Raw genomic sequence first — 20328 nt, forward strand, 5'->3', positions numbered from 1 at the left:
GCTCTGCTGGGGGTGCTGCTGTTGGGGGTGGCTGCCACCCTGGGGTGTACCCGACTGCTCACCGCTACCGTGCTGAAAGGTACCCCCTCCGCCTTTGCCCTGGAGCTGCCTCCCTTCCGCCGTCCCCGGGTGGGGCAGGTGGTGGTGCGCTCCCTGCTGGACCGCACGGTGTTCGTGCTGGCCCGGGCGGTGGCGGTGGCGGCCCCCGCCGGGGGTGTCATCTGGCTGCTGGCCAACATCACCCTGGGGGACACCACCATTCTGGCCCATATCACTGGATTTTTGGACCCCCTGGGGCGGCTTATGGGCCTGGATGGGGTGATTTTGACCGCTTTCCTCCTGGGCTGGCCCGCCAACGAGATTGTCATGCCGGTGATGCTTATGGCCTACCTGGCCCAGGGCAGCCTGGTGGACTTTGACCAGCTCACCGGGGTGCAGACCCTTCTGGAAGCGCAGGGGTGGACCATGACCACAGCGGTGTGTACCCTCCTGTTCACGCTGTTTCACTGGCCCTGCTCCACCACCTGCCTCACCATCTGGCGAGAGAGCAAGAGTATCAAGTGGACCCTGGTGGCGGTGGCGGTGCCCACCCTGCTGGGAGTGGGGCTGTGTGTTCTGGTCAATGCTTTGGGGAGTCTGTTGGGAATCTAGAAGAAAGGGGCTGTTGCAGACATGCGGTTTGCAACAGCCTGTTTCTGTTTTGCAGCGGCTTCTTCATAGCCTCCCAATGTAAGGAGATACGGAACGGGGTGGGTCCAGATTGAGCACCCGCTTGCCCATTTGCTTGGCCAGTGCTGCATATCTGGCTGCATGACCACAGGGATGGGTCACATATGTCACCACATAATCCGACTGTTTTAACATCCAGCGATTTCTCCAGTCCATGGCAAATTGCTTGGGAATGGTGTCAATACCGTCTGGAAGAATCAAATGGGAGTCATCCATGGCGTTCTCTCTCGTCTCTTGCCCATGGATGGGGAGATGCGCCAGAACAACCCCATAGGTGACGCTTGGATATTCCAGGCAAAGCTCACGGAGGACAGAACAAGCCATGCGCTCAAAACCGCCTTGGTTGCCTACATAGAATGTACGAACGCCGTGCTCTTCGATGAAATCCATGAGAACTCGGCGCAGTTGCGGCCTTAAATCAGGGGGACATTGACGATGCCCCAAAAATGTACACGTTGACATATTGCTCCCTCCAAAGAAGTTACCTTTATTCGGGTATATGACAATTGTAAAACAAAATTATTCCACAAGTCAACCCGTATTCGGGTAGGTTCTCCCTTGTTTGTTGCTATCATCACATCAACCCGTAAATGGGTAATGATTGCAGAGGGAGAAGCCTATGGAATATTACGAGCTATATATTCAGCGCATCCGGGAGCTTTGCAGACAGCGGGGGATTTCCATCAATAAACTGGCCTCCATGAGCAATGTCAAGCAGTCCACCTTGGACAACATTGTGCGAGGGGTGACCAAAAATCCACGGGTGAAGACGCTGCACAAATTGGCGTTGGCCTTCAACATGACGGTGGCAGAGTTTTTAGATTTTGAGTCGCTCAATGAATATTCCTTTGAGGATGACGAAGAAGAGTGATTTACCTGGGGGAAACCCGTTGCAAATGATAGTGGCTGAGTCCAAACAGAAAGCTGGGACATGAAAAAATGAGTGAGAATCGCCTTTTGGCGGCTCTCACTCATTTTGGTTGATGGGATAGGGATTAGCCCTTGCAGGCGTCCAGCAGAGCCTGGGTCATGTCGATCTTCTCCCAGGGCAGGTCCAGCTCGGGACGGCCGAAGTGGCCGTAGGCAGCGGTCTGGCGGTAGATGGGACGGCGCAGGTCCAGGCGGTTGATGATGGCGGTGGGCCGCAGGTCAAACACGTGATTCACGGCCTGCTCCAGCACCTCGTCGGACACCTTGCCGGTGCCGAAGGTGTCCACCAGCACGGACACAGGCCGGGCCACGCCAATGGCGTAGGCCAACTGCACCTGGCAGCGGTCGGCCAGCCCAGCGGCCACCACGTTCTTGGCCACCCAGCGGGCGGCGTAGGCGGCAGAACGGTCCACCTTGGTGGGGTCCTTGCCGGAGAAGGCGCCGCCGCCGTGGGGAGCGGAACCGCCGTAGGTGTCCACGATGATCTTGCGGCCGGTGAGGCCGGAGTCGCCCTGGGGACCGCCTACCACGAAGCGGCCGGTGGGGTTGACGTAGATCTTGGTGTGCTCATCCATGAGGTTTGCGGGGATGGTGGGACGGATGACGTGCTCCACCATGTCGGCACGAATCTGCTCCAGAGAGGCCTCGGGGCTGTGCTGGGTGGAGATGACCACAGCGTCCACCCGTACGGGGTTCTGGTTCTCGTCGTACTCCACGGTGACCTGAGACTTGCCGTCGGGGCGGAGGTAGTCCAGGGTGCCGTCCTTGCGCACGGCGGTGAGCCGCTGGGCCAGCTTGTGGGACAGGGAGATGGCCAGGGGCATCAGCTCCTCAGTCTCCCGGCAGGCGTAGCCGAACATCATGCCCTGGTCGCCAGCGCCGCCGTCCAGCTCGTCGGTCATCTCGCCCTCCCGGGCCTCCAGGGCCTTGTCCACGCCCATGGCGATGTCGGGGGACTGCTCGTCGATGTTGAGCACCACGCCGCAGGTGTCGCAGTCAAAGCCGTACTTGGCCCGGTCATAGCCGATGTCCCGGATGACCTCCCGGGCCACCTTGGCGATGTCCACGTAGCAGGAGGTGGTGATCTCGCCCATGATGTGCACCAGGCCGGTGGACACGGTGGTCTCACAGGCCACACGGGCCACAGGGTCCTGAGCCAGAATGGCGTCCAGAACGGCGTCGGAAATCTGGTCGCAGATCTTGTCGGGGTGTCCCTCGGTGACAGACTCCGAGGTAAAGAAACGTCTTGCCATAAGTAATCTTCCTTTCTTTGTACGGTAAAAGCGTCAAACAAAAAATCCGCCGGACAGTCCGGCGGATGGAGACAGCGTGTCCTCATCTTGCGCGCGAGTGTAACACTCGTCTTCGCCGGATTTGGCACCTTGCTCAGGTAAGCAGGTTGCCGTGGCTTCATTGGGCCGATCCCTCCGCCACTCTCGATAAGGCAATGTTCAATTGCGGGTAACATTATATCTTTACACCACTGGCTTTGTCAATGGCAGAAACATGGAAAATCACTTCTTGGGCCGGGGTCGAAACAGGAAAGATGCCACAAGACCCAGGGTGATGGCCAGGGCGATACCCCCAGCGGTGGCGGTGAGTCCTCCGGTGAGCACCCCCAGCCAGCCCTCCTCCTCCACGGCCTTGCGCACCCCCTGGGCCAGGGTGTGGCCGAATCCGGTGAGGGGGACGGTGGCCCCGGCCCCCGCCCAGTCCACCAGAGGCTGGTACAGCCCCAGTCCGCTGAGGATGACCCCCGCCACCACGTAAAACACCAGAATCCGGGCGGGGGTGAGGCTGGTGCGGTCCAAGAGCACCTGACCGATGACGCAGAGAATGCCGCCCAGCAAAAAGGCGTTGAAGTATTCCATCAGCTTGCACCTCCTTCCAGCACAATGGCGTGGCAGATGCCGGGGATGGACTCCCCCTGCATGGTGGACACGGGGGAGAGCAGCGCCCCGGTGGGGCAGAAGAGGACCCGCTTCCATCGCCCGGACTGGAGGCCGGGCAGAACCATGGTGGTGAGCACGGCGGCGCTGCACCCACACCCGGAGCCGCCGCAGTGGACGTCCTGGGCCTCCCGCTCAAAGAGGAGCAGGCCGCAGTCGTTGTAGTTGGACAGGGGGCACCCGTCCCGGGAGAAGAAATCGGAGACGATCTCCCACCCCAGCTGGCCCAGGTCTCCAGTGAGGATGAGGTCGTAGTCGGCGGGACTGCGCCCGGTGTCCCGGAAATGGGCCCGCAGGGTCTCGTAGGCCGCCGGAGCCATGGCCGCCCCCATGTTGGCGGGGTCTTTGACCCCCTTGTCCATCACCTTGCCGATGGTGACGGCGGTGACCACAGGGCCTTTGTCCCCCTGGGCAGAGAGCACCACCGCCCCGGCAGCGGTGGCGGTCCACTGGGCGGTGGGGGGCCGCTGGCAGCCGTACTCCAGAGGGGTGCGGTACTGCCGCTCGGCGGAACAGAAGTGGGAGGAGGTCATGGCGGCGGCGTGGTGGCCCCAACCCCCGGAGAGGAGCAGGGAGGCCAGCGCCAGGCTCTCCCCCATGGTGGAGCAGGCCCCATAGAGGCCCAGATAGGGAACCCCCGCCCACCGGGCGGCAAAGGCGGAGCTGATGCACTGGTTGAGAAGGTCTCCCGCCAGAAGAAAGTCCAGCTGCTGGGCCTCCAGCTTGGCCCGTTTCAGCGCAGACTCCAGGGCCATCTGCTGCATGGTGGTCTCCGCCATCTCCCAGCTGGACTGCTGGAAGGTGTCGTCTTCACAGGTGTGGTCAAAAAAGCGGCCCAGGGGGCCCTCTTTCTCCTTGCGGCCTCCGGCGCTGCCGTAGCCCACGATGACGGGGGGCCGGGAGAGTTGATAGGTTTGGGACGAGCGGGGCATAGGCAAAGACTCCTTCAAGAAAATGTCTTGCCTCTAGTATGCGCACCGACAAGGAATTTATCACAAAAGCCAGGGAGTGCTAGAAAAATTCACAAAGGGGTGGTATAATGCACTCTGTTGGAAAATTTTTTGAGAAATGTTATGGGAGGAATCCTGTTATGTCGGAACAGACCAGATACATCGGCTATATCTGTCCCGTGTGCGGCAAGGCTGTGGTGGTGGAGCGCACCGCCTTTGCCCTGGCCGCTGGGGACCAGACCATTCCCTGCCCCTGCGGCAAGTCTCAGCTGGAATTTCACCAGCAGGGAGAGCACTGTCAGGTGACGGTGCCCTGTCTCTTCTGCGCCAAGGACCACCACACTGTGTGTTCCACCCGGGCCATGATGGAGGAGAAGCTGCTGGTGCTCTCCTGCTCTGCCTCAGGACTGGGCTGCTGCTTCATCGGAGAAGAGGAGGCGGTGTTCGGCGAGATGGAGAAGCTGGAGCGGGCCGTGGACAAGCTGCGCATGGATGACCAGGAGGAGACCCGGGGCACCTTCCTGGACGAGATCGTCATGGGCGAGGTGCTGGCGGAGCTCAAGGACATTGCAGGCCGTAAGGGCATCTCCTGCGGCTGCGGCTGCGACCAGTACGGCATCAAGGTGGGGTACTCCTCGGTGGATGTGGTGTGCGCTGGATGCGGTGCCACCCTGCGGCTGCCTGCCGCCACCCTGGACGACGTGGACGAAATCTGCGCCCGCTACACCCTCACCATTCCTGGAAAGAAGGAAGAGTAAATGAGTCATCAAATCACTGAAGTCACCTTCCGGGTGGGCTCCTTGGATGTGGACATGTTCAACCAGTGCCGCCCCTCGGCGCTGCTGGGCTATTTGCAGGAGGCCGCCACCCAGGCGGCCATCCAGCTGGGGGCCTCGGGGCCGGAGATTTTTGAGCGGTATCACTGCCTATGGATGGTGTCCCGCAACTGGGTGGAGCTGTACGCCCCCCTGCGGTGGAACGATGCGTTTACCATTCAGACCTGGCACCGGGGCGGCACCGGTGTGGCCACCTACCGGGACTTTGACATCTTCCGGGACGGGAAGCTCATCGGCCAGGGTGTGGCCCAGTGGGTGATGGTGGACGCCGATACCCACAAGCTGTTCCGGCTGCGGGATGTCACCGAGTTCCAGGGCACCGACGGCGGGGAGCGGAACAAGTCCATCAAGCTCCACCGGGTACCCATGCCCAAGGAATTTGGTGCGGCAGGGAAGCGGTATCTCGGGTATTCGGATACCGACATCAACGGCCATATCAACAACAGCCACTATGCCGACTATGCCTGTGATGCCCTCCACATGGAGCGAAACGGAAAGGGAAAGTACATCCGGGAAATCCAAATCTCCTACATTAGTGAGTGCCGGGCGGGGGAAGAGCTGTCCATGGCCACCGCCGTGGAGGGAGAGCACCTCTTTGCCCGTGGCATCGGCCCAGAGGGTGAGGTCCGGTTTGAATACGCCATGACCTTGGCGGACGAGGAACAATAAGATGATAAAGCGAAACAAGAGACAGAGAGGGGACGGCCAGCTCCGGCAGCCCGTCCCCATGGATCGCTATTTTCCCACCCCGGAACAGGGCCTGACCCAGGCCCAGGCCGCCCAGCTGGCCGCCGCCGGATGGCATAACCGGGTGGAGGAGACCAACCTGAAATCCACCGGGGAGATCATCCGGGAAAACACCCTGACCTTCTTCAACCTGGTGTTTGTGGTGCTGGCGGCGCTGCTGGTGCTGGCGGGCAGCTTCCGGGACATGTTCTTTCTGCTCATCGCCGCCATCAACTCCCTCATCGGTATCGTCCAGCAGCTGCGCTCCCGAGCCACCCTGAGCAAGCTGGCCCTGGTGGCCCAGGCCCGGGTCAAAGTGGTACGGGGCGGACAGCTGGGCACCGTGCCCGTGGACCAGTTGGTGCGGGAGGACATTGTGGAGCTGGGGGCCGGGGACCAGATTCCCGCCGACGGCCCGGTGTTGGTGGGCCAGGTGACGGTGAACGAGGCCCTCATCACCGGCGAGGCGGACCCCATCGTGAAAAATCCCGGGGACCCACTGCTCTCCGGCAGCTTTGTGGTGTCTGGCAAGTGCCGGGCCCGGATGGATCAGGTGGGGGCGGCCAGCTACGCTGCCCGTCTGGCCCATGAGGCCAAGGCGGACCAGGGGGCGGGCAAGTCCGAGATGATGAAGTCTCTGGACCGCCTGATTCGGGTCATCGGCTTTGCCCTCATTCCCCTGGGCATCGCCCTGTTTTGCAACGAATTTCTGGTGCAGGAGCAGAGCTTCTCCACCTCCATCACCTCCATGGTGGCCGCCCTCATCGGCATGATTCCCGAGGGCCTGTACCTCTTGACCAGCGTGGCCCTGGCCGTCTCGGTGATGCGCCTGGCCCAGCGGAAGACCCTGGTCCACCAGATGAGCGCCATCGAGACCCTGGCCCGGGTGGACGTGCTGTGCGTGGATAAGACAGGCACCGTCACCCAGCCGGACATGTCGGTGCAGGAGCTGGTGTGCCTGGCCCCCCAGACCTCTCCCCAGCAGGTGGAGGGGGTGCTGGGCGCCTACTACCAGGTGATGGACGCCGACAACGACACCGCCAAGGCTCTGGCCCGGCGCTTCCAGCAGGGGAACGGCTGGCAGGCCCAGCAGGTAGTCCCCTTCACCTCCGCCAACAAGTGGTCGGCGGTGGTGTTCCAGGACCACGGCTCCTATGTGCTGGGCGCCCCGGAATTCATTCTCAAAGAGGGCTACCAAGCCATTGCCCACCGGGTGGAGCCCTACCAGCAGGCGGGGTGCCGGGTGCTGCTGCTGGCCCAGTGCGACACGCCTCCCACCCAGGAGGGCGGCTTGCAGGGCGCGGTGGTTCCCGTGGCCCTGGTGGTGGTGGCCAACCCCATCCGCCCCGAGGCCCCCGACACCTTCCGCTACTTCGCTAAGTACGGGGTGGACGTGAAGGTCATCTCCGGTGACAACCCCCAGACCGTGTCCCGGGTGGCCCAACAGGCGGGCATTGCCGGGGCGGAGCGATTTGTGGACGCTGCCACCCTCAAGGAGCCAGGGGACTATGACCGGGCCGTGCAGGAATACAACGTCTTTGGCCGGGTGACCCCGGACCAGAAGCGCAAGCTGGTGAAGGCCCTGCAAAAAGCGGGGCACACCGTGGCCATGACCGGCGACGGTGTCAACGACGTGCTGGCCCTGAAAGACGCCGACTGCGGCATCGCCATGGCCTCGGGAGCCGAGGCCGCCTGCCAGGTGGCCGAGCTGGTACTGCTGGACTCCGACTTCTCCGCCATGCCCCGGGTGGTGGAGGAGGGCCGACGGGTCATCAATAACATCCAGCGGGCCGCCGCCCTCTACCTGGTGAAAAACATCATGTCGGTGTTTTTGGCCCTCATCACCCTCATTGCCGGGTTCCCGTACCCCTTTGTCCCCATTCAGCTCACCCTCATCAGCGCCTTGACCATCGGCATTCCCTCCTTTGTGCTGGCCCTGGAGCCCAACCATGAGCTGGTGCGGGGCCGATTCATGCACAATGTGCTCCGCCGGGCTCTGCCGGGAGGCCTCACCAACATCGTGCTCATTGTGGGCTTGGAGCTGTTCACCTACGCCTTTACCTTCCAGCGGGCCACCTTGTCCACCCTGTCCACCGTCACCATCGGGGCGGTGGGACTGCTGGTGATCTACTATGTGGCCCGGCCCTTGGACAAGAAGCGGTGGGCCCTGCTAGGGGCCATGACCGTGGCCATGGTGGTGGCCGTGGTGTGGTTTGGACCCTTCTTCGAACTCACCGCCCTGGACCTCCAGTCCGCCCTGGTGGTGACGGTGTTCCTGCTGCTCACCCCCTCGGTGATCTATGCCTTTGAGACTGCCTTTGAGTGGGGCAGCCGCATCAAAGGGGAGTGGCTCAAGCGCAGGAAGCAGCGTGTTAAAACCGAACAATAAGAAAAACAGCCTCTGAGTGTACCTCAGAGGCTGTTTTTTAGCCCAAAAGCTGGGCCAATTCTTCAAAACTGTGGGCGATGTGGGTGGCTCCGGCCTGGGTCAGCTCCTCCTGGCTGCCATAGCCGAAGGTGACGCCGATGGAGTCCAGGCCGTTCTCCTGGGCCCCGTGGATGTCGTGGAGGCGGTCGCCCACCATGACGCACATGGCCTTGTCCGGGCACTTTTCCCCCAACCGGGTGAATACCTCCTCGATCACTTCGCCCTTTTTGGTGCGGGTGCCGTCCAGGCAGCTGCCCACAATCTGGTCAAAGTACCCGTCCATGTGGAAGTGCTCCAGAATCTGACGGGCGAATACTTCCGGCTTGGAGGTGGCCAGACACACGGTCTTTCCCGCCTCTTTCAGCTGGGCCAGCAGGGGCTGGGTGCCAGAAAACACTTTGTTTTCAAAAATGCCCTTCTGGGAGAAGTATTCCCGGTACTTCTCCACCGCGTTCTGGGCGGTGGGGGCGTCAAAGTGGTAGAACTCCATAAAGGAGTCGATGAGGGGCGGGCCGATGAAGGGGGTGAGCCGGTCCGGGTCTTCGTGGATGCCGAAGGAGGCCAGAGCATAGGCCACCGAGTTGGTGATACCCTCTTTGGGGTCGGTGAGGGTGCCGTCTAAGTCAAAGAAAATGTGGGTGTACATAAGTTGCTTCCTCGTTTGTATGGGATGGGACTATTATACCGGAAGTGGAGGGCAGGGACAAGACCAAGATGGAGTGGTTGAGTTCACCTCGTCCCTGTGCTATCATGGGGAGCAACGACATTCAAGGAGGGGAGCCCATGAAGGACCAAAAACCATGGTTCACCGTGGACCAGGTGGACCCGGATACCTATATCATCAGCGAATACCGCCACTGGGAGGAGGCCCACTGCTATTTGCTCAATGGCAGAGACCGCACCCTGCTCATTGACACGGGGCTGGGCATCTGCGATATCTCCCCGGTGGTGGCTGCTCTGGCCCGGGGCCCGGTGACGGCGGTGGCCACCCATATCCACTGGGACCACATCGGCGGGCACCGCTACTACCCGGACTTTTACGCCCACGAGGCGGAGCTACCCTGGCTCCAGGGGGGCTTTCCCCAGCCCATTGAGTTGATACGGGGCTATGTGACGGACCGCTGCCAGCTGCCCGAGGGCTACGACGTGAACACCTACGAATTTTTCCAGGGCACCCCAACCCGAGTGCTCCGGGGCGGGGAGACCATCCATCTGGGAGGCCGAGATATCCAGGTGTTCCATACCCCCGGCCATGCCCCGGGCCATATGTGCTTTTGGGAGGCGGAGCGGGGGTACCTGTTCACCGGGGACCTCATTTACCGGGGCCTGCTCACCGCCTGGTTCCCCTCCACCGACCCCCAGGCCTATCTCAAATCCCTGGAGCAGGTGGCCCAGCTGCCTGTGCAGCGACTCTTTCCCGGCCACCATGACCTGGACCTGCCCCCAGAGCTGTGCTTGGAGATGCGGGACAGGCTGCGCCAGCTGGACCGGGCGGGGGAGCTGCGCCACGGAAGCGGAACCCATACCTATGGGGACTGGGCCATCCAGCTGTGATAGAGAGAGGAGAAAAGGTATGATGATTCGAGCTTTTCAGCCGGGAGACGGCCGGGAAATGGCAGAGCTATTTTACAACACCGTCCACAGGGTAAACGCCCGGGACTACACGCCTCAGCAGTTGGCGGTGTGGGCCACGGGGAAGATGGACCTGGAGCAGTGGGAGCAGTCTTTTCTGGGCCACTGTGCCCTGGTGGCGGAGGACGAGACGGGCATCCTCGGCTTTGGTGACATCCACCCAGACGGCTATCTGGACCGGCTGTATGTGCGCTGGGATTGCCAGGGCCAGGGGGTGGCCCGTGCGCTGTGTGACCGATTGGAGGGGGCGGTGTCAGGGCCTGTGACCACCCACGCCTCCATCACCGCCCGCCCCTTTTTTGAGGCCAGGGGCTATCGGGTGGTGCGTCAGCAGCAGGTGGAGCGGCAGGGGGTAGCCCTGACCAACTTCGTCATGGAGAAGCCGGTGACAGAGATTGGATAATTTAGCACAGTGCTGTGCTTGACTGACGGGGGAAAAACGTGTAGAGTGTTCGAGTATCATCCCAACTCTGGGAACGAGACAAGAGAAAAGAGGAGTTTGCAACCATGAAACAACGCGAGAGTTTTTCCTCCCGGCTGGGCTTTTTGCTCATATCCGCCGGGTGCGCCATCGGGCTGGGCAACGTATGGCGGTTCCCCTACATCACCGGCCAGTACGGCGGGGCCGCCTTTGTGGTGGTGTACCTGCTGTTTTTGGTGGTGGTGGTGGGCAGCATGCTGGTGGTCTCCCGGGGCCTGCAAAACGGCGTGGAGAAGATCAATAAGGCCATGATGCTCTGCCTGCTGGCGGTGATGGTACTACTGGCCGTGCGCTCCCTCACTCTGGAGGGCGGCATGGAGGGCCTGGCCTTCTACCTCATGCCCAACTTCCACAACCTGATGTACGATGCCCAGGGCAACTTCATCCTCTGGGAGGCCATCTACGCTGCCATGGGTCAGGCCTTCTTCACTCTGTCTCTGGGCATCGGCGCTCTGGCCATCTTCGGCAGCTACATCGGCAAGGAGCACACCCTCCCCGGCGAGGCTCTGCGTGCTGGGCTTCAACCTGTGGAGCGGATTCCAGCCTCTGGGGGCTGGCACTTCCATCATGGATTTGGAGGACTTCCTGGTCAGCGACAACATTCTGCCCCTGGGCTCCCTGGTGTATTTGCTGTTCTGCGTCACTCGCAAGGGCTGGGGCTGGGACAACTTCCTGGCCGAGGCCAACACCGGCTCGGGCCTGCGCTTCCCCCGTAACGTGCGCTTCTATGTGACCTATCTACTGCCCATTATCATGTTCATCATCTTTGTCATGGGCTATTGGAACCGCTTCTTTGCCTAACCAAAAGGGCCGGGACATCCCGGCCCTTTTTCTGTGTAAAAATGTTGCTTCGCTAGTGTGCGAAAGTGCTTGAAATTTTGACGGCCCTGGGTTAAAATGAAAGCTACGAGTACACGCCCGAGGCAAGGGAAAAAGGAGCGATACCCATGAGTAAAATTCAGATGAAGACCCCCCTGGTGGAGATGGACGGGGACGAGATGACCCGCATTCTCTGGCAGCAGATCAAAGAGGAGCTGCTGGAGCCATATATTGACCTGAAAACCGAGTATTACGACCTGGGTCTGCGCCACCGGGAGGAGACTGGGGACCAGGTGACGGTGGACGCCGCCGAGGCCACCAAGAAGTATGGCGTGGCGGTGAAGTGCGCCACCATCACCCCCAACGCCCAGCGGGTGGAGGAGTACAACCTCTCCCAGATGTGGAAGTCCCCCAACGGCACCATCCGTGCCATTCTGGACGGCACCGTGTTTCGTGCCCCCATCATGGTGGAGGGCATCAACCCGGTGGTGAAGAACTGGGCCAAGCCCATCACCATCGCCCGTCACGCCTTCGGTGACGTGTATAAGGCCACCGAAATGCGCCTGACTGGCCCCGGCAAGGCGGAGCTGGTGTTCACCGCCGCCGACGGCACCGAGCAGCGCCAGACCATCCAGGACTTCAAGGGGCGGGGCGTGGTGCAGGGCCAGTTCAACCTGGACCAGTCCATCACGTCTTTTGCCCACTCCTGCTTCCAGTACGCTCTGGATGTCAAGCAGGACCTGTGGTTCTCCACCAAGGACACCATCTCCAAGCAGTATGACCACACCTTCAAGGATATCTTCCACGACATCTTTGAGGCGGAGTATAAGGAGAAGTTTGAGAAGGCGGGCATCACCTACTTCTACACCCTCATTGACGACGCTGTGGCCCGTGTCATCCGCTCCAAGGGCGGCTTTATCTGGGCCTGCAAGAACTACGACGGCGATGTCATGAGCGACATGGTGTCCACCGCCTTTGGCTCTCTGGCCATGATGACCTCCGTGCTGGTGTCCCCCGAGGGCTACTATGAGTACGAGGCCGCCCACGGCACCGTCACCCAGCACTACTATCGCCACCTGCGAGGGGAGCAGGTGTCCACCAACCCCATGGCCACCATCTTCGCCTGGACGGGCGCCCTGGCCAAGCGGGGCGAGCTGGACGGACAGCCCGAGCTGGTGGACTTCGCCCACCGCCTGGAGAAGGCCGCCATTGACACCATCGAGTCCGGTGTCATGACTGGTGACCTGGTGGGCCTGTGGGAGGGGAAAGCCCCTGCCCAGAAGGTGACTGGCCTGGAGTTTATGAAGGCCATCGCCGCCAAGCTTTGATATTTTGGGGAAAGATGCAGCCCCCGGCCATATTGGCCGGGGGCTGTGTTTGTAATTAACTTAGTGTTTGTTGGCTTTGTGAATGGCCAGAGTTTTACCTGCTGCACTCTTTTGCTTTGAGGTAGAAGATTTACTGACTAAAGTTTTGGCGGCTCTGCCGACTTTTCCACCATGATGAACTGCCATACAAAAGACTCCTTTCGTCTATTGGCGATGGGGGAGAGGATGAAACCGCCAACATCCTCTCTAGGTGAATACTTACTTACGCTTGTTTGCCTTAAAGCGGAACGCAGTCAGGCCGTATGCTCGGGCGTAAATGCGCCGACCGTTTCGGGTCGTGATATACGCCGAATAGATGAACGCCTGGTTGGATTCATCTTCTTCCATACAACAGGTGTTATACTGCTTCATAGATTCGCCGTCCTTTCAAATAGATTTTCAGAGACAAGAGAAAAATGAATTTCAAGCAAATCTCTGAATCTATTGAAAAAACTCCAGACGAACTATACACTTAACAGTGAGAGGAGAGTGTATAGACGGTTTTGTCGTCTGAAACTTTCTCAATTTGTGCCTGGCTGAGCGGCAACTCAGCCAGGCTTTTTTATGTCATCCGGTCAGTACCGGGAGACACCATATTAGGTGAGTATCGTTGCCTTTGTTAAATCAAAAACAATGGCGTGTTCTTCTCGAAGCAGAATCCCTTCCACACGGTAGCCGCATTCTTTCAAGTTCCATCCTGTGAGACGCTCCAGGGTATTCAGCAGGTCTTTCACGTTCCAACGAACTGAGAGAGTACCAGATGCCTTTGGACGATAGAATAAAGTTGCGTTCTGCGCATCTGCAGCACATGCCTGGAGAGCAACTTGCTTCGTGCTTTCATTGATGAGAAATCTTGCGTACTCAGGTTCATCGAGTTTGAGGGTAACGGCTTTATTGAAAGTAATTCCATTTTGTGTAATGGAGATATAAGGAACACCCTCTGAGAAATCGAAAGCCTTGAATCCTTCCAGCAAAGTCATTTCATCCACCTCCCTCGTCTTTAATTCGATTATAACATGCTATATGGCAAAAATCAAGGATAATTGCTTGATAGTAATAAAATGATGTGAATTTATTGTACATTTCACAAAAAATTCACACAATAAAATTGCGGTGTAAAATAATGACAGATAAATAGCTCTACTTTTTACCGTTTTTGCGAGTTACTGAGTAAGTTTCTGATACATCTTCATCAGTTCCGCCACGCAGCTGCTCTCCGTCGTGGTTTTCACGTCAAAGCCATACGCCTGCATGACGGCTCTGTCGTTTTGCTGGTGCGCCTTTCGCAGCTCTGGGGGCATGGTCACTTCGTCGTAGAGGTCGGCAAGGCTGCAATCCGGGTACAGGGCACGGGCGTCTAAAATTGCCTGGGCAGTCTGCTCAATTTTGGCCTTTTGCGCCTCCGTGGGTGTGGGCCAGGCAAAATTGTTGTAAACAATGTCCTTGGAGTACCGATAGCGCATTTCCAGACGGCCACATACTGCCCGCATCCATGCCATATGAACATTTGAGGTCAGTACACCGAAATGATACAAGGTAGAGTCTGGTATAATGAATACTAGATCACTGCATAGAACATCAGGGGTCATAAATCCCATAGGGATATAGCGACGATGTTCAGAAGATACTTTAGGAAGCAAAATAAAGGTGCTATTTGGCATATTTTCTACATGAAAGCGTGTTGGAGTGTCGGCCAGTTTTCTTGTTCCAGCACTTTTACTTGCAAGGCGAAATTCTCGTACAGCCTCTACTCGCTTCATGCTTTCGGGCATTTTACGCAACTCATTCGGAGGACATTCACCAAGCCATAGGCACTGTCGAGGACAACGGTTGATAAATTCTTGAGAGCCATACCATGGCTTAAACCATTTTTCTGCTGCTGGCTCCTTCTTAACAAAGTCCAGCATTTCTTCCTGAGTAAATAGGTAGTTGCCTCCATCTATGGGCTTATTTCCAATCCCAATTTCAGGAACATCACAAAGCGGCTTACTCCGACTCTCTACAAAAATATTTTCCGCATCCAGCAGGTAGCCGTTGATATTTTGGACTTTTTGAGGACGATCCGAGGAGAACAGGAGCTTAGGCTTGTCATTCGGTGCAATGCTGAAACCGATGATAACACAATGGACATGGGCTTTTATCTTAGCTTCACTGTCCCAACGGAAGGTACGGTGGGCAAAGTCAATGTGGACACCGGCCTCAAACAGGGGTTTCCACAGATTTGCTACGGTTTCGCCTTGAGAAACAGAGTTAGTGGAGACCAGAGCAGAACGAATCTCGGTGCCAGCCATAAGGTCGGCGGCTTTTTTGTACCAGCAACAAACATAATCCAGATTTCCGGCGTTTTTCCAACCTTGGAAAATGAGATTCAAATCGTCTTTTTGTGCGGCATCCATCAACCTAGCACCCACAAACGGCGGATTACCCATGATATAATCCAGTTTGTCTTTGGGCACCACGCTCTCCCAGTCCAGCCGCAGGGCGTTCCCCTCCACGATGGAGGCGTTGGTTTTCAGGGGCAGGAAGTCCAGGGACATGTGCACCACGTCCTCCGTCTCCTTCATCATCTGACTTTCCGCAATCCATAGGGCGGTGCGGGCCACCGTGACGGCAAAGTCGTTGATCTCAATGCCGTAGAACTGATTGATGGACACCTGGATGGGGTTGTCCATGTCCAGGGTGATCTGGTCGTGGTGGAGGGCGGCAATGACCTCATTCTCCATCCGCCGCAGGGACAAATAGGTCTCGGTGAGGAAGTTTCCCGAACCACAGGCGGGGTCCAGGAAGGTCAGCCCGGCCAGCTTGGCCTGAAAGGCTTTCAGCTTGGCCATGCGGGTTTTCTCCACGGTAACCTCAAAAATCTGGGCCAGCTCGTCCCGGAGGCTGTCCAGGAACAGGGGGTCAATGACCTTGTGGATGTTCTCAATGCTGGTATAGTGCATACCGCCCTTGCGCCGGGTGTCCGGGTTGAGGGTGGACTCAAAGACAGCGCCGAAAATAGTGGGGCTGATGACCGACCAGTCAAAGTCCTCGCTGGCCTTGTGGAGAATCAGGTCCACAATGGTCTCATCCAGTCGGGGAATCACGCTCTTTTCCGCAAACAGTCCGCCGTTGACATAGGGAAAGGCTTCCAAGTCCTCATCCAGATAAGGGTCCCGGTCCTCTGGCTTGGTGTTGAGCACCTCGAACAAATCCATCAGTGCCCGGCGGGCGTCGGCGGTGTGGTGCTGTAAATAGTTGTGGAACATGTTCCGGGGGCCGAAAATCCCCGCATCCTCAGCGTAGAGGCAGAAGACCAGACGCACACACAGGGCGTTGAGGTGCTTCAAGGTATCTTCGCACTCCGGGTCCTTGTACTGAGCCAGCAAAGCATCATAGAGCACACCCACAATGCGTCCAGCCTCCAAGGAGACCTCCATCTCCTTGTGGATGTTGGTGTCCCCGGTGTCCACCAGGAATTGCAGGCGGTAGTGCTCCCGCTCCAGGTCCTTGAGTTCGATGATCTCAGGCTCACCCGTGGGCCGCTCCATGTCGTAGACGTAGAACTGGGAGAAGTTACAGGTGACGATCCACCGGGGCCGCTGGGAATAGGGCAGCTCGGCGGAGTACCGTTTGGCCTGCTGGAAGGGGGAGAGCAGAGTGCCGTCCGACTGGCGGATGGGCTTGTTCAGGTCTTTCCCCAGGCTCTTTTGCTCAATGAGTACATGGGTAGCCGGGATGAAGCCGTCAATGAAGCTGGTGTGGTCCAACGCCACCTGGTCCTCAAAAGTGATAAAGGTTTCGGGGTGCTCCACGCCATACACATCCCGCAGAAGGGAGAGCCAGAAGGGTTGGCTTTGTCCCTTTTCATATCCCTTACCCGCCCACTGGGCGGCAAATTCTTTTGCAGCGGTGCGACGCTGTGCGTCTGTCATAAGCTGTGTCCTCCAAATAAGTGTTTTCTCAAGTATACTACATTTTGAGCTGCTTTTCCACACAGTTGAGATAGTTTGCGAAAAATTGTGTATTTAGAACTCGGAGATAGGGGATGTGAGAGAAATAAATTAACAGTGCAAACAGAACACCCCCGGCCATGTGGCCGGGGGTGTCGCTTTCGTTTTATTGGAACGTGGGACTCAACTCCACCTTACCCTCCACGCACTTGACGTCCAGCGCCACAATGGGCTGGTCGTAGTGGTCGATGAGCAGGGTGGCGATGGCGTCCTCCAAATCCTTCTGAATCTGGCGGCGCAGATTGCGGGCGCCGTAGACGGGGGAGAAGGAGGTGTCCACCAGGTAGTCCAGCACGCTCTGGTCATAGGTGAAGGTGATGCCCTTGTTGCGCAGCACCTGGCTGAGCTCGCCCAGCATGATCTTGGCGATCTCCTGGAAGTTCTCCTGAGAGAGCTGGTTGAAGCAGATGATCTCGTCCACCCGGTTGATGAACTCAGGGCGCAGGAAGGACTCCAGACCCTTCATGGCCTTGTCTTTGGCCAACTGGGTGGGGGAGCGATCAAAGCCCAGAGAGCCGCCCTTGACGTTGCTTCCGGCGTTGGAGGTCATGACGATGACGGTGTTCTCGAAGTTGACCACCTTGCCGTGGGCGTCCGAGATGTGGCCGTCGTCCAGAATTTGCAGCAGCACGTTGAGCACGTCGGGGTGGGCCTTCTCGATCTCGTCAAAGAGGATGACCGAGTAGGGCTTGCGGCGGATCTTCTCGGTGAGCTGTCCGGCGTCGTCATAGCCCACATAGCCCGGGGGAGAGCCGATGATGCGGCTGACGGCGTGCTTTTCCATAAACTCGGACATGTCCAGACGGATGAGGGACTCGGGGGAGTCGAACAGGTCGGCGGCCAGCTGTTTCACCAGCTCGGTCTTGCCCACACCCGTGGAGCCCACGAAGATGAAGGACACGGGCTTGCGCTTGGCGGAGATGCCCACACGGCCCCGGCGGATGGCCCGGGCCACGGCGGACACCGCCTCGTCCTGGCCCACAATGTGGGTCTTCAGGCGGTCCTCCAGATGGGCCAGACGCTCAAACTCCTGCTCCTGAATCTGGCTGGCGGGGATTTTGGTCCACAGCTCCACCACACGGGCCAGATGGGCCACGGTGAGCATGGGGTCGCCCTTGGCTTTCAGCTCCTCCAGCTGGGCATTCAGCTGGGCCTGACGGCTCTTGAGCTCGGCCAGACGGCGGTAGGCCTTCTGGTTGCACTCCTCCTGGAGCTGCTCTTTCTGGGCGGTCACCTGGGACAGCTTGGTCTCCAGGTCCTGGAGCTGGCTCCGGCGCTCCTCCTGGCGGGTCTGGAAGGCGGGGTCCTCCCGGTTGGGGGCCTCGTTGTCGTCCCGGCTGATGGCCATTTCCAGGCTGTCCCGCTGCCGCTGGAGCTTCTGCTCCTGCTGCTGCAGATCTTGGATTTGGGGATTGTCGGCCCCGGTGGCGGCCAGCACCACGTCCACCTCTTTGGCGTAGTCGGCCAGCTCCTTCTCGATCTCTGCCATACGAGCCAGGTCCTTGTTGTGGAGGTTGACCTCCGAGGCGGCCTCGTCGATGAGGTCGATGGCCTTGTCGGGGAGGTAGCGGTCGGTGATGTACCGCTCACTCATGGACACCGCCAGACGGCAGATGTCCGGGGTGATGACCACGTGGTGGTAGCCCTCATAGTAGGGGGCGATGCCCTGGAGGATTTGGGTGGCCTCCTCCATGGAGGGCTCCTCCACCATCACAGGCTGGAAGCGGCGCTCCAGGGCGGTGTCCTTTTCGATATACTTGCGGTACTCGGTGAGGGTGGTGGCGCCGATGACCTGAATCTCGCCCCGGGACAGGGCGGGCTTGAGGATGTTGGCGGCGTTCATGGAGCCCTCGGCGTCGCCGGCACCCACGATGGAGTGTACCTCGTCGATGACCAGAATGATGTTGCCCAGCTTGCGGATCTCCTCAATGAGGCCCTTCATGCGGCTCTCAAACTGGCCCCGGAACTGGGTGCCTGCCACCAGGGCGGTGAGGTCCAGCAGGTACACCTCTTTGTCCAGCAGTTTATAGGGCACCTGGCGGTCCTGGATTTTCTGGGCCAGGCCCTCGGCGATGGCGGTTTTACCCACGCCGGGCTCGCCGATGAGACAGGGGTTATTCTTTTGGCGGCGGTTGAGAATCTGAATGGTGCGCTGAATCTCGTTGTCCCGGCCCACGATGCGGTCCAGCTTGCCCTCCTGGGCTTTGCGGGTCAGGGAGATGCAGTAGTTTTCCAAAAACTTGCGCTTGGGAGGCTTGGGCGGGCCAGAGGGCTTATCCTCTTTGCCGCCCCGGGGGCCAGAGCCCTCCTGGGGAGGCTGGGAGCCGAAGAGCTTGCTCAGGAAGGGGAAGGTGGCGGTGCGCCCCTCGTCCTCCTCCTCGTCGGGGTTCTCCGGGCGGTCCTGGGCCAGCTGCTCCAGACCCTCGACGCCGCCGAAGGCGGACATCATCTCATGGGAGAGAGAGTCCAGGTCCTCGTCGGAGATGCCCATTTTCTGCATCATGTCGTCCACAGGCTTGAGCCCCAGTTCCCGGGCGCATTTCAGGCAGAGACCTTCGTTTTTGGTCTCGCCGTTTTCAATTTTCGTGATAAAGATCACTGCCACGTTCTTGTGGCAGCGAGTACAAAGTGTCGGCTGCATGGTTAAACTCCTTTCGGAAGGTATCCTTTTTGGGGTACCCTACCAGAAGAATATGAACTAGGCATGAAGAATCTGAAATTTCCCTGAAAATCACAGGAGAAGCCGATCCAACAGAGCGCCCAGTCCCTTGGGGGTGAACAGGGAGAGGACCGGGGTGGTGGGGTTGGCGGGGATGATCTCCGCCAGCTGACCCAGCCACACCAGCACAAAGACGATGAGCACCGCCTTCAAAAGCCCTGCCAACAGTCCGCCCACGGTGTTCACCGTGGCCAGGATGGGCAGGTGGAAGGCCAGGTCCAGAATGTGGCTGAGCAAAAACCAGATCAGGAGAATGAGCAGGAAGGACAGGGCGAACAGGGTGGCCTTGGCCACCAGGTTGGCCAGGTAGTCCGCCAGCGCGCTGGCTACCGTGGTCCCGCCCTCACTGGGGATGGACGCTTCGTTCTTGGCCTGGTCCAGGAAGTAGGAGAAACCGGCGAACAGGCCCTGCTCCTTCATGGACTCCAGCAGCTGGTCCAGGGTGTAGTCGGGCTCCGCCTGCTCGGCGATGTTGCCGGGAATGCTCAGGCCGGGGTCACCGGAGTCGGTCTCCTCCCCCTGGGGCTCGGCCCCACGGATGGCCTGGTAGATGGCAGGCTCCATGATGTGGGCCACAGGGCCGTGGAACTGGGTGGAGATGAACTGTGCTCCGAAGAAGGCCACAAACAGGCCCAGCAGTCCGCACAGGGTGAGGATGAGGCCCTTTTTGGCGCCACGCCAGGCGAAGAAAGCCAAGATAACGACGATGGCGGCATCGAAAATATAAGCGGTCATGGAATCCTCCTTAACTATACGCCCTCAGGGGCAAT

At 59.1% G+C, this 20328-nt stretch carries 19 protein-coding genes, 1 pseudogene and 1 riboswitch; of the genes and pseudogenes, 9 read left to right on the top strand and 11 right to left on the bottom strand.

Features of this window, described 5'->3' with window-relative positions; translation table 11 throughout:
- Window positions 1–651, top strand: a 651-nt coding sequence (locus B5F22_RS01615) for a nucleoside recognition domain-containing protein (RefSeq protein WP_275532467.1), incomplete at its 5' end; no start/stop codon positions are given.
- Between the two features lie 63 nt (window positions 652–714).
- Here B5F22_RS01615 and B5F22_RS11915 read toward each other — a convergent pair.
- Complete coding sequence (locus B5F22_RS11915) at window positions 715–1119, bottom strand: hypothetical protein (protein ID WP_158096571.1); 405 nt, start codon at window positions 1117–1119, stop codon at window positions 715–717.
- Window positions 1120–1348: 229 nt separating this feature from the next.
- Here B5F22_RS11915 and B5F22_RS01625 point away from each other — a divergent pair, with 229 nt between their 5' ends.
- Entirely contained in the window at window positions 1349–1600 is a 252-nt protein-coding gene (locus tag B5F22_RS01625; protein ID WP_087369619.1) for a helix-turn-helix transcriptional regulator, read from the top strand.
- Window positions 1601–1724: 124 nt separating this feature from the next.
- Here the strand turns inward: B5F22_RS01625 and metK are convergent, their stop codons facing one another.
- The 3 genes from metK to spoVAD form a co-directional block, all read right to left on the bottom strand.
- Window positions 1725–2912 (bottom strand): methionine adenosyltransferase, encoded by a 1188-nt coding sequence (gene metK, locus B5F22_RS01630; RefSeq protein WP_087390090.1) that lies wholly within the window; start codon window positions 2910–2912, stop codon window positions 1725–1727.
- Window positions 2913–2991: 79 nt separating this feature from the next.
- A riboswitch (SAM riboswitch) is annotated at window positions 2992–3105 on the bottom strand.
- Window positions 3106–3173: 68 nt separating this feature from the next.
- Window positions 3174–3530 carry a stage V sporulation protein AE gene (gene spoVAE, locus B5F22_RS01635; RefSeq protein ID WP_087229157.1) on the bottom strand — a complete coding sequence of 119 codons (357 nt, stop codon included), beginning with the start codon at window positions 3528–3530 and terminating at the stop codon, window positions 3174–3176.
- On the bottom strand, window positions 3530–4540 hold the full coding sequence (spoVAD, locus tag B5F22_RS01640; RefSeq protein WP_087390093.1) for a stage V sporulation protein AD: 1011 nt from the start codon (window positions 4538–4540) through the stop codon (window positions 3530–3532). Before spoVAD ends, spoVAE begins: the two co-directional genes overlap by 1 nt.
- A 158-nt stretch (window positions 4541–4698) precedes the next feature.
- Between spoVAD and B5F22_RS01645 the strand changes: the two genes are divergently transcribed.
- The 3 genes from B5F22_RS01645 to B5F22_RS01655 are packed head-to-tail and all read left to right on the top strand — an operon-like array spanning window position 4699 to window position 8509.
- The gene (locus tag B5F22_RS01645; protein ID WP_087229150.1) at window positions 4699–5316 is read left to right on the top strand and encodes a hypothetical protein; all 618 of its coding nucleotides are present in this window, start codon (window positions 4699–4701) and stop codon (window positions 5314–5316) included.
- Window positions 5317–6063 (top strand): acyl-ACP thioesterase domain-containing protein, encoded by a 747-nt coding sequence (locus B5F22_RS01650; protein WP_087390096.1) that lies wholly within the window; start codon window positions 5317–5319, stop codon window positions 6061–6063. It begins immediately after the preceding gene.
- A 1-nt stretch (window position 6064) separates the two neighbouring features.
- A complete protein-coding gene (locus B5F22_RS01655; RefSeq protein WP_087390099.1) occupies window positions 6065–8509 on the top strand; it encodes an HAD-IC family P-type ATPase in 2445 nt (814 codons plus the stop codon).
- Window positions 8510–8546: 37 nt separating this feature from the next.
- Here B5F22_RS01655 and B5F22_RS01660 read toward each other — a convergent pair whose 3' ends face one another.
- Window positions 8547–9194, bottom strand: coding sequence for an HAD family hydrolase (locus tag B5F22_RS01660; protein ID WP_087390102.1), 648 nt, complete (start codon window positions 9192–9194; stop codon window positions 8547–8549).
- Between the two features lie 137 nt (window positions 9195–9331).
- Between B5F22_RS01660 and B5F22_RS01665 the strand changes: the two genes are divergently transcribed.
- The 4 genes and pseudogenes from B5F22_RS01665 to B5F22_RS01680 all read left to right on the top strand — a co-directional run bounded on the left by B5F22_RS01665 (window position 9332) and on the right by B5F22_RS01680 (window position 12808).
- Window positions 9332–10102, top strand: a complete 771-nt coding sequence (locus B5F22_RS01665) for an MBL fold metallo-hydrolase (protein ID WP_087390105.1) — start codon at window positions 9332–9334, stop codon at window positions 10100–10102.
- 19 nt (window positions 10103–10121) lie between these two features.
- Complete coding sequence (locus B5F22_RS01670) at window positions 10122–10583, top strand: GNAT family N-acetyltransferase (protein WP_087390108.1); 462 nt, start codon at window positions 10122–10124, stop codon at window positions 10581–10583.
- A gap of 104 nt (window positions 10584–10687) precedes the next feature.
- Window positions 10688–11462, top strand: a pseudogene (locus B5F22_RS01675) (hypothetical protein).
- A gap of 146 nt (window positions 11463–11608) precedes the next feature.
- On the top strand, window positions 11609–12808 hold the full coding sequence (locus B5F22_RS01680; RefSeq protein WP_087390110.1) for an NADP-dependent isocitrate dehydrogenase: 1200 nt from the start codon (window positions 11609–11611) through the stop codon (window positions 12806–12808).
- 60 nt (window positions 12809–12868) lie between these two features.
- On the opposite strand, the gene B5F22_RS12715 is transcribed toward B5F22_RS01680, so the two are convergent.
- From B5F22_RS12715 to B5F22_RS01700, 6 genes are all read right to left on the bottom strand, one after another.
- Window positions 12869–12994 (bottom strand): hypothetical protein, encoded by a 126-nt coding sequence (locus B5F22_RS12715; RefSeq protein ID WP_275532468.1) that lies wholly within the window; start codon window positions 12992–12994, stop codon window positions 12869–12871.
- A gap of 72 nt (window positions 12995–13066) precedes the next feature.
- Complete coding sequence (locus B5F22_RS12200; protein ID WP_158096572.1) at window positions 13067–13219, bottom strand: hypothetical protein; 153 nt, start codon at window positions 13217–13219, stop codon at window positions 13067–13069.
- Window positions 13220–13443: 224 nt separating this feature from the next.
- Complete coding sequence (locus B5F22_RS01685) at window positions 13444–13827, bottom strand: hypothetical protein (RefSeq protein ID WP_087390114.1); 384 nt, start codon at window positions 13825–13827, stop codon at window positions 13444–13446.
- A 183-nt stretch (window positions 13828–14010) separates the two neighbouring features.
- A complete protein-coding gene (locus B5F22_RS01690; protein WP_087390117.1) occupies window positions 14011–16761 on the bottom strand; it encodes a DNA methyltransferase in 2751 nt (916 codons plus the stop codon).
- Window positions 16762–16945: 184 nt separating this feature from the next.
- Entirely contained in the window at window positions 16946–19444 is a 2499-nt protein-coding gene (locus B5F22_RS01695) for an ATP-dependent Clp protease ATP-binding subunit (protein WP_242955031.1), read from the bottom strand.
- A 126-nt stretch (window positions 19445–19570) separates the two neighbouring features.
- On the bottom strand, window positions 19571–20293 hold the full coding sequence (locus B5F22_RS01700; protein ID WP_087390123.1) for a CvpA family protein: 723 nt from the start codon (window positions 20291–20293) through the stop codon (window positions 19571–19573).
- Window positions 20294–20328: the final 35 nt, after the last annotated feature.

The sequence above is a fragment of the Pseudoflavonifractor sp. An187 genome, from assembly GCF_002160275.1.
GTDB lineage: Bacteria > Bacillota > Clostridia > Oscillospirales > Oscillospiraceae > Enterenecus > Enterenecus faecium.

Coding starts and splice junctions, on each gene's coding strand:
- B5F22_RS11915 (WP_158096571.1), bottom strand. CDS start 1,119: ATGGATTTCATCGAAGAGCACGGCGTTCGTACATTCTATGTAGGCAAC.
- B5F22_RS01625 (WP_087369619.1), top strand. CDS start 1,349: ATGGAATATTACGAGCTATATATTCAGCGCATCCGGGAGCTTTGCAGA.
- metK (WP_087390090.1), bottom strand. CDS start 2,912: ATGGCAAGACGTTTCTTTACCTCGGAGTCTGTCACCGAGGGACACCCC.
- spoVAE (WP_087229157.1), bottom strand. CDS start 3,530: ATGGAATACTTCAACGCCTTTTTGCTGGGCGGCATTCTCTGCGTCATC.
- spoVAD (WP_087390093.1), bottom strand. CDS start 4,540: ATGCCCCGCTCGTCCCAAACCTATCAACTCTCCCGGCCCCCCGTCATC.
- B5F22_RS01645 (WP_087229150.1), top strand. CDS start 4,699: ATGTCGGAACAGACCAGATACATCGGCTATATCTGTCCCGTGTGCGGC.
- B5F22_RS01650 (WP_087390096.1), top strand. CDS start 5,317: ATGAGTCATCAAATCACTGAAGTCACCTTCCGGGTGGGCTCCTTGGAT.
- B5F22_RS01655 (WP_087390099.1), top strand. CDS start 6,065: ATGATAAAGCGAAACAAGAGACAGAGAGGGGACGGCCAGCTCCGGCAG.
- B5F22_RS01660 (WP_087390102.1), bottom strand. CDS start 9,194: ATGTACACCCACATTTTCTTTGACTTAGACGGCACCCTCACCGACCCC.
- B5F22_RS01665 (WP_087390105.1), top strand. CDS start 9,332: ATGAAGGACCAAAAACCATGGTTCACCGTGGACCAGGTGGACCCGGAT.
- B5F22_RS01670 (WP_087390108.1), top strand. CDS start 10,122: ATGATGATTCGAGCTTTTCAGCCGGGAGACGGCCGGGAAATGGCAGAG.
- B5F22_RS01680 (WP_087390110.1), top strand. CDS start 11,609: ATGAGTAAAATTCAGATGAAGACCCCCCTGGTGGAGATGGACGGGGAC.
- B5F22_RS12715 (WP_275532468.1), bottom strand. CDS start 12,994: ATGGCAGTTCATCATGGTGGAAAAGTCGGCAGAGCCGCCAAAACTTTA.
- B5F22_RS12200 (WP_158096572.1), bottom strand. CDS start 13,219: ATGAAGCAGTATAACACCTGTTGTATGGAAGAAGATGAATCCAACCAG.
- B5F22_RS01685 (WP_087390114.1), bottom strand. CDS start 13,827: ATGACTTTGCTGGAAGGATTCAAGGCTTTCGATTTCTCAGAGGGTGTT.
- B5F22_RS01690 (WP_087390117.1), bottom strand. CDS start 16,761: ATGACAGACGCACAGCGTCGCACCGCTGCAAAAGAATTTGCCGCCCAG.
- B5F22_RS01700 (WP_087390123.1), bottom strand. CDS start 20,293: ATGACCGCTTATATTTTCGATGCCGCCATCGTCGTTATCTTGGCTTTC.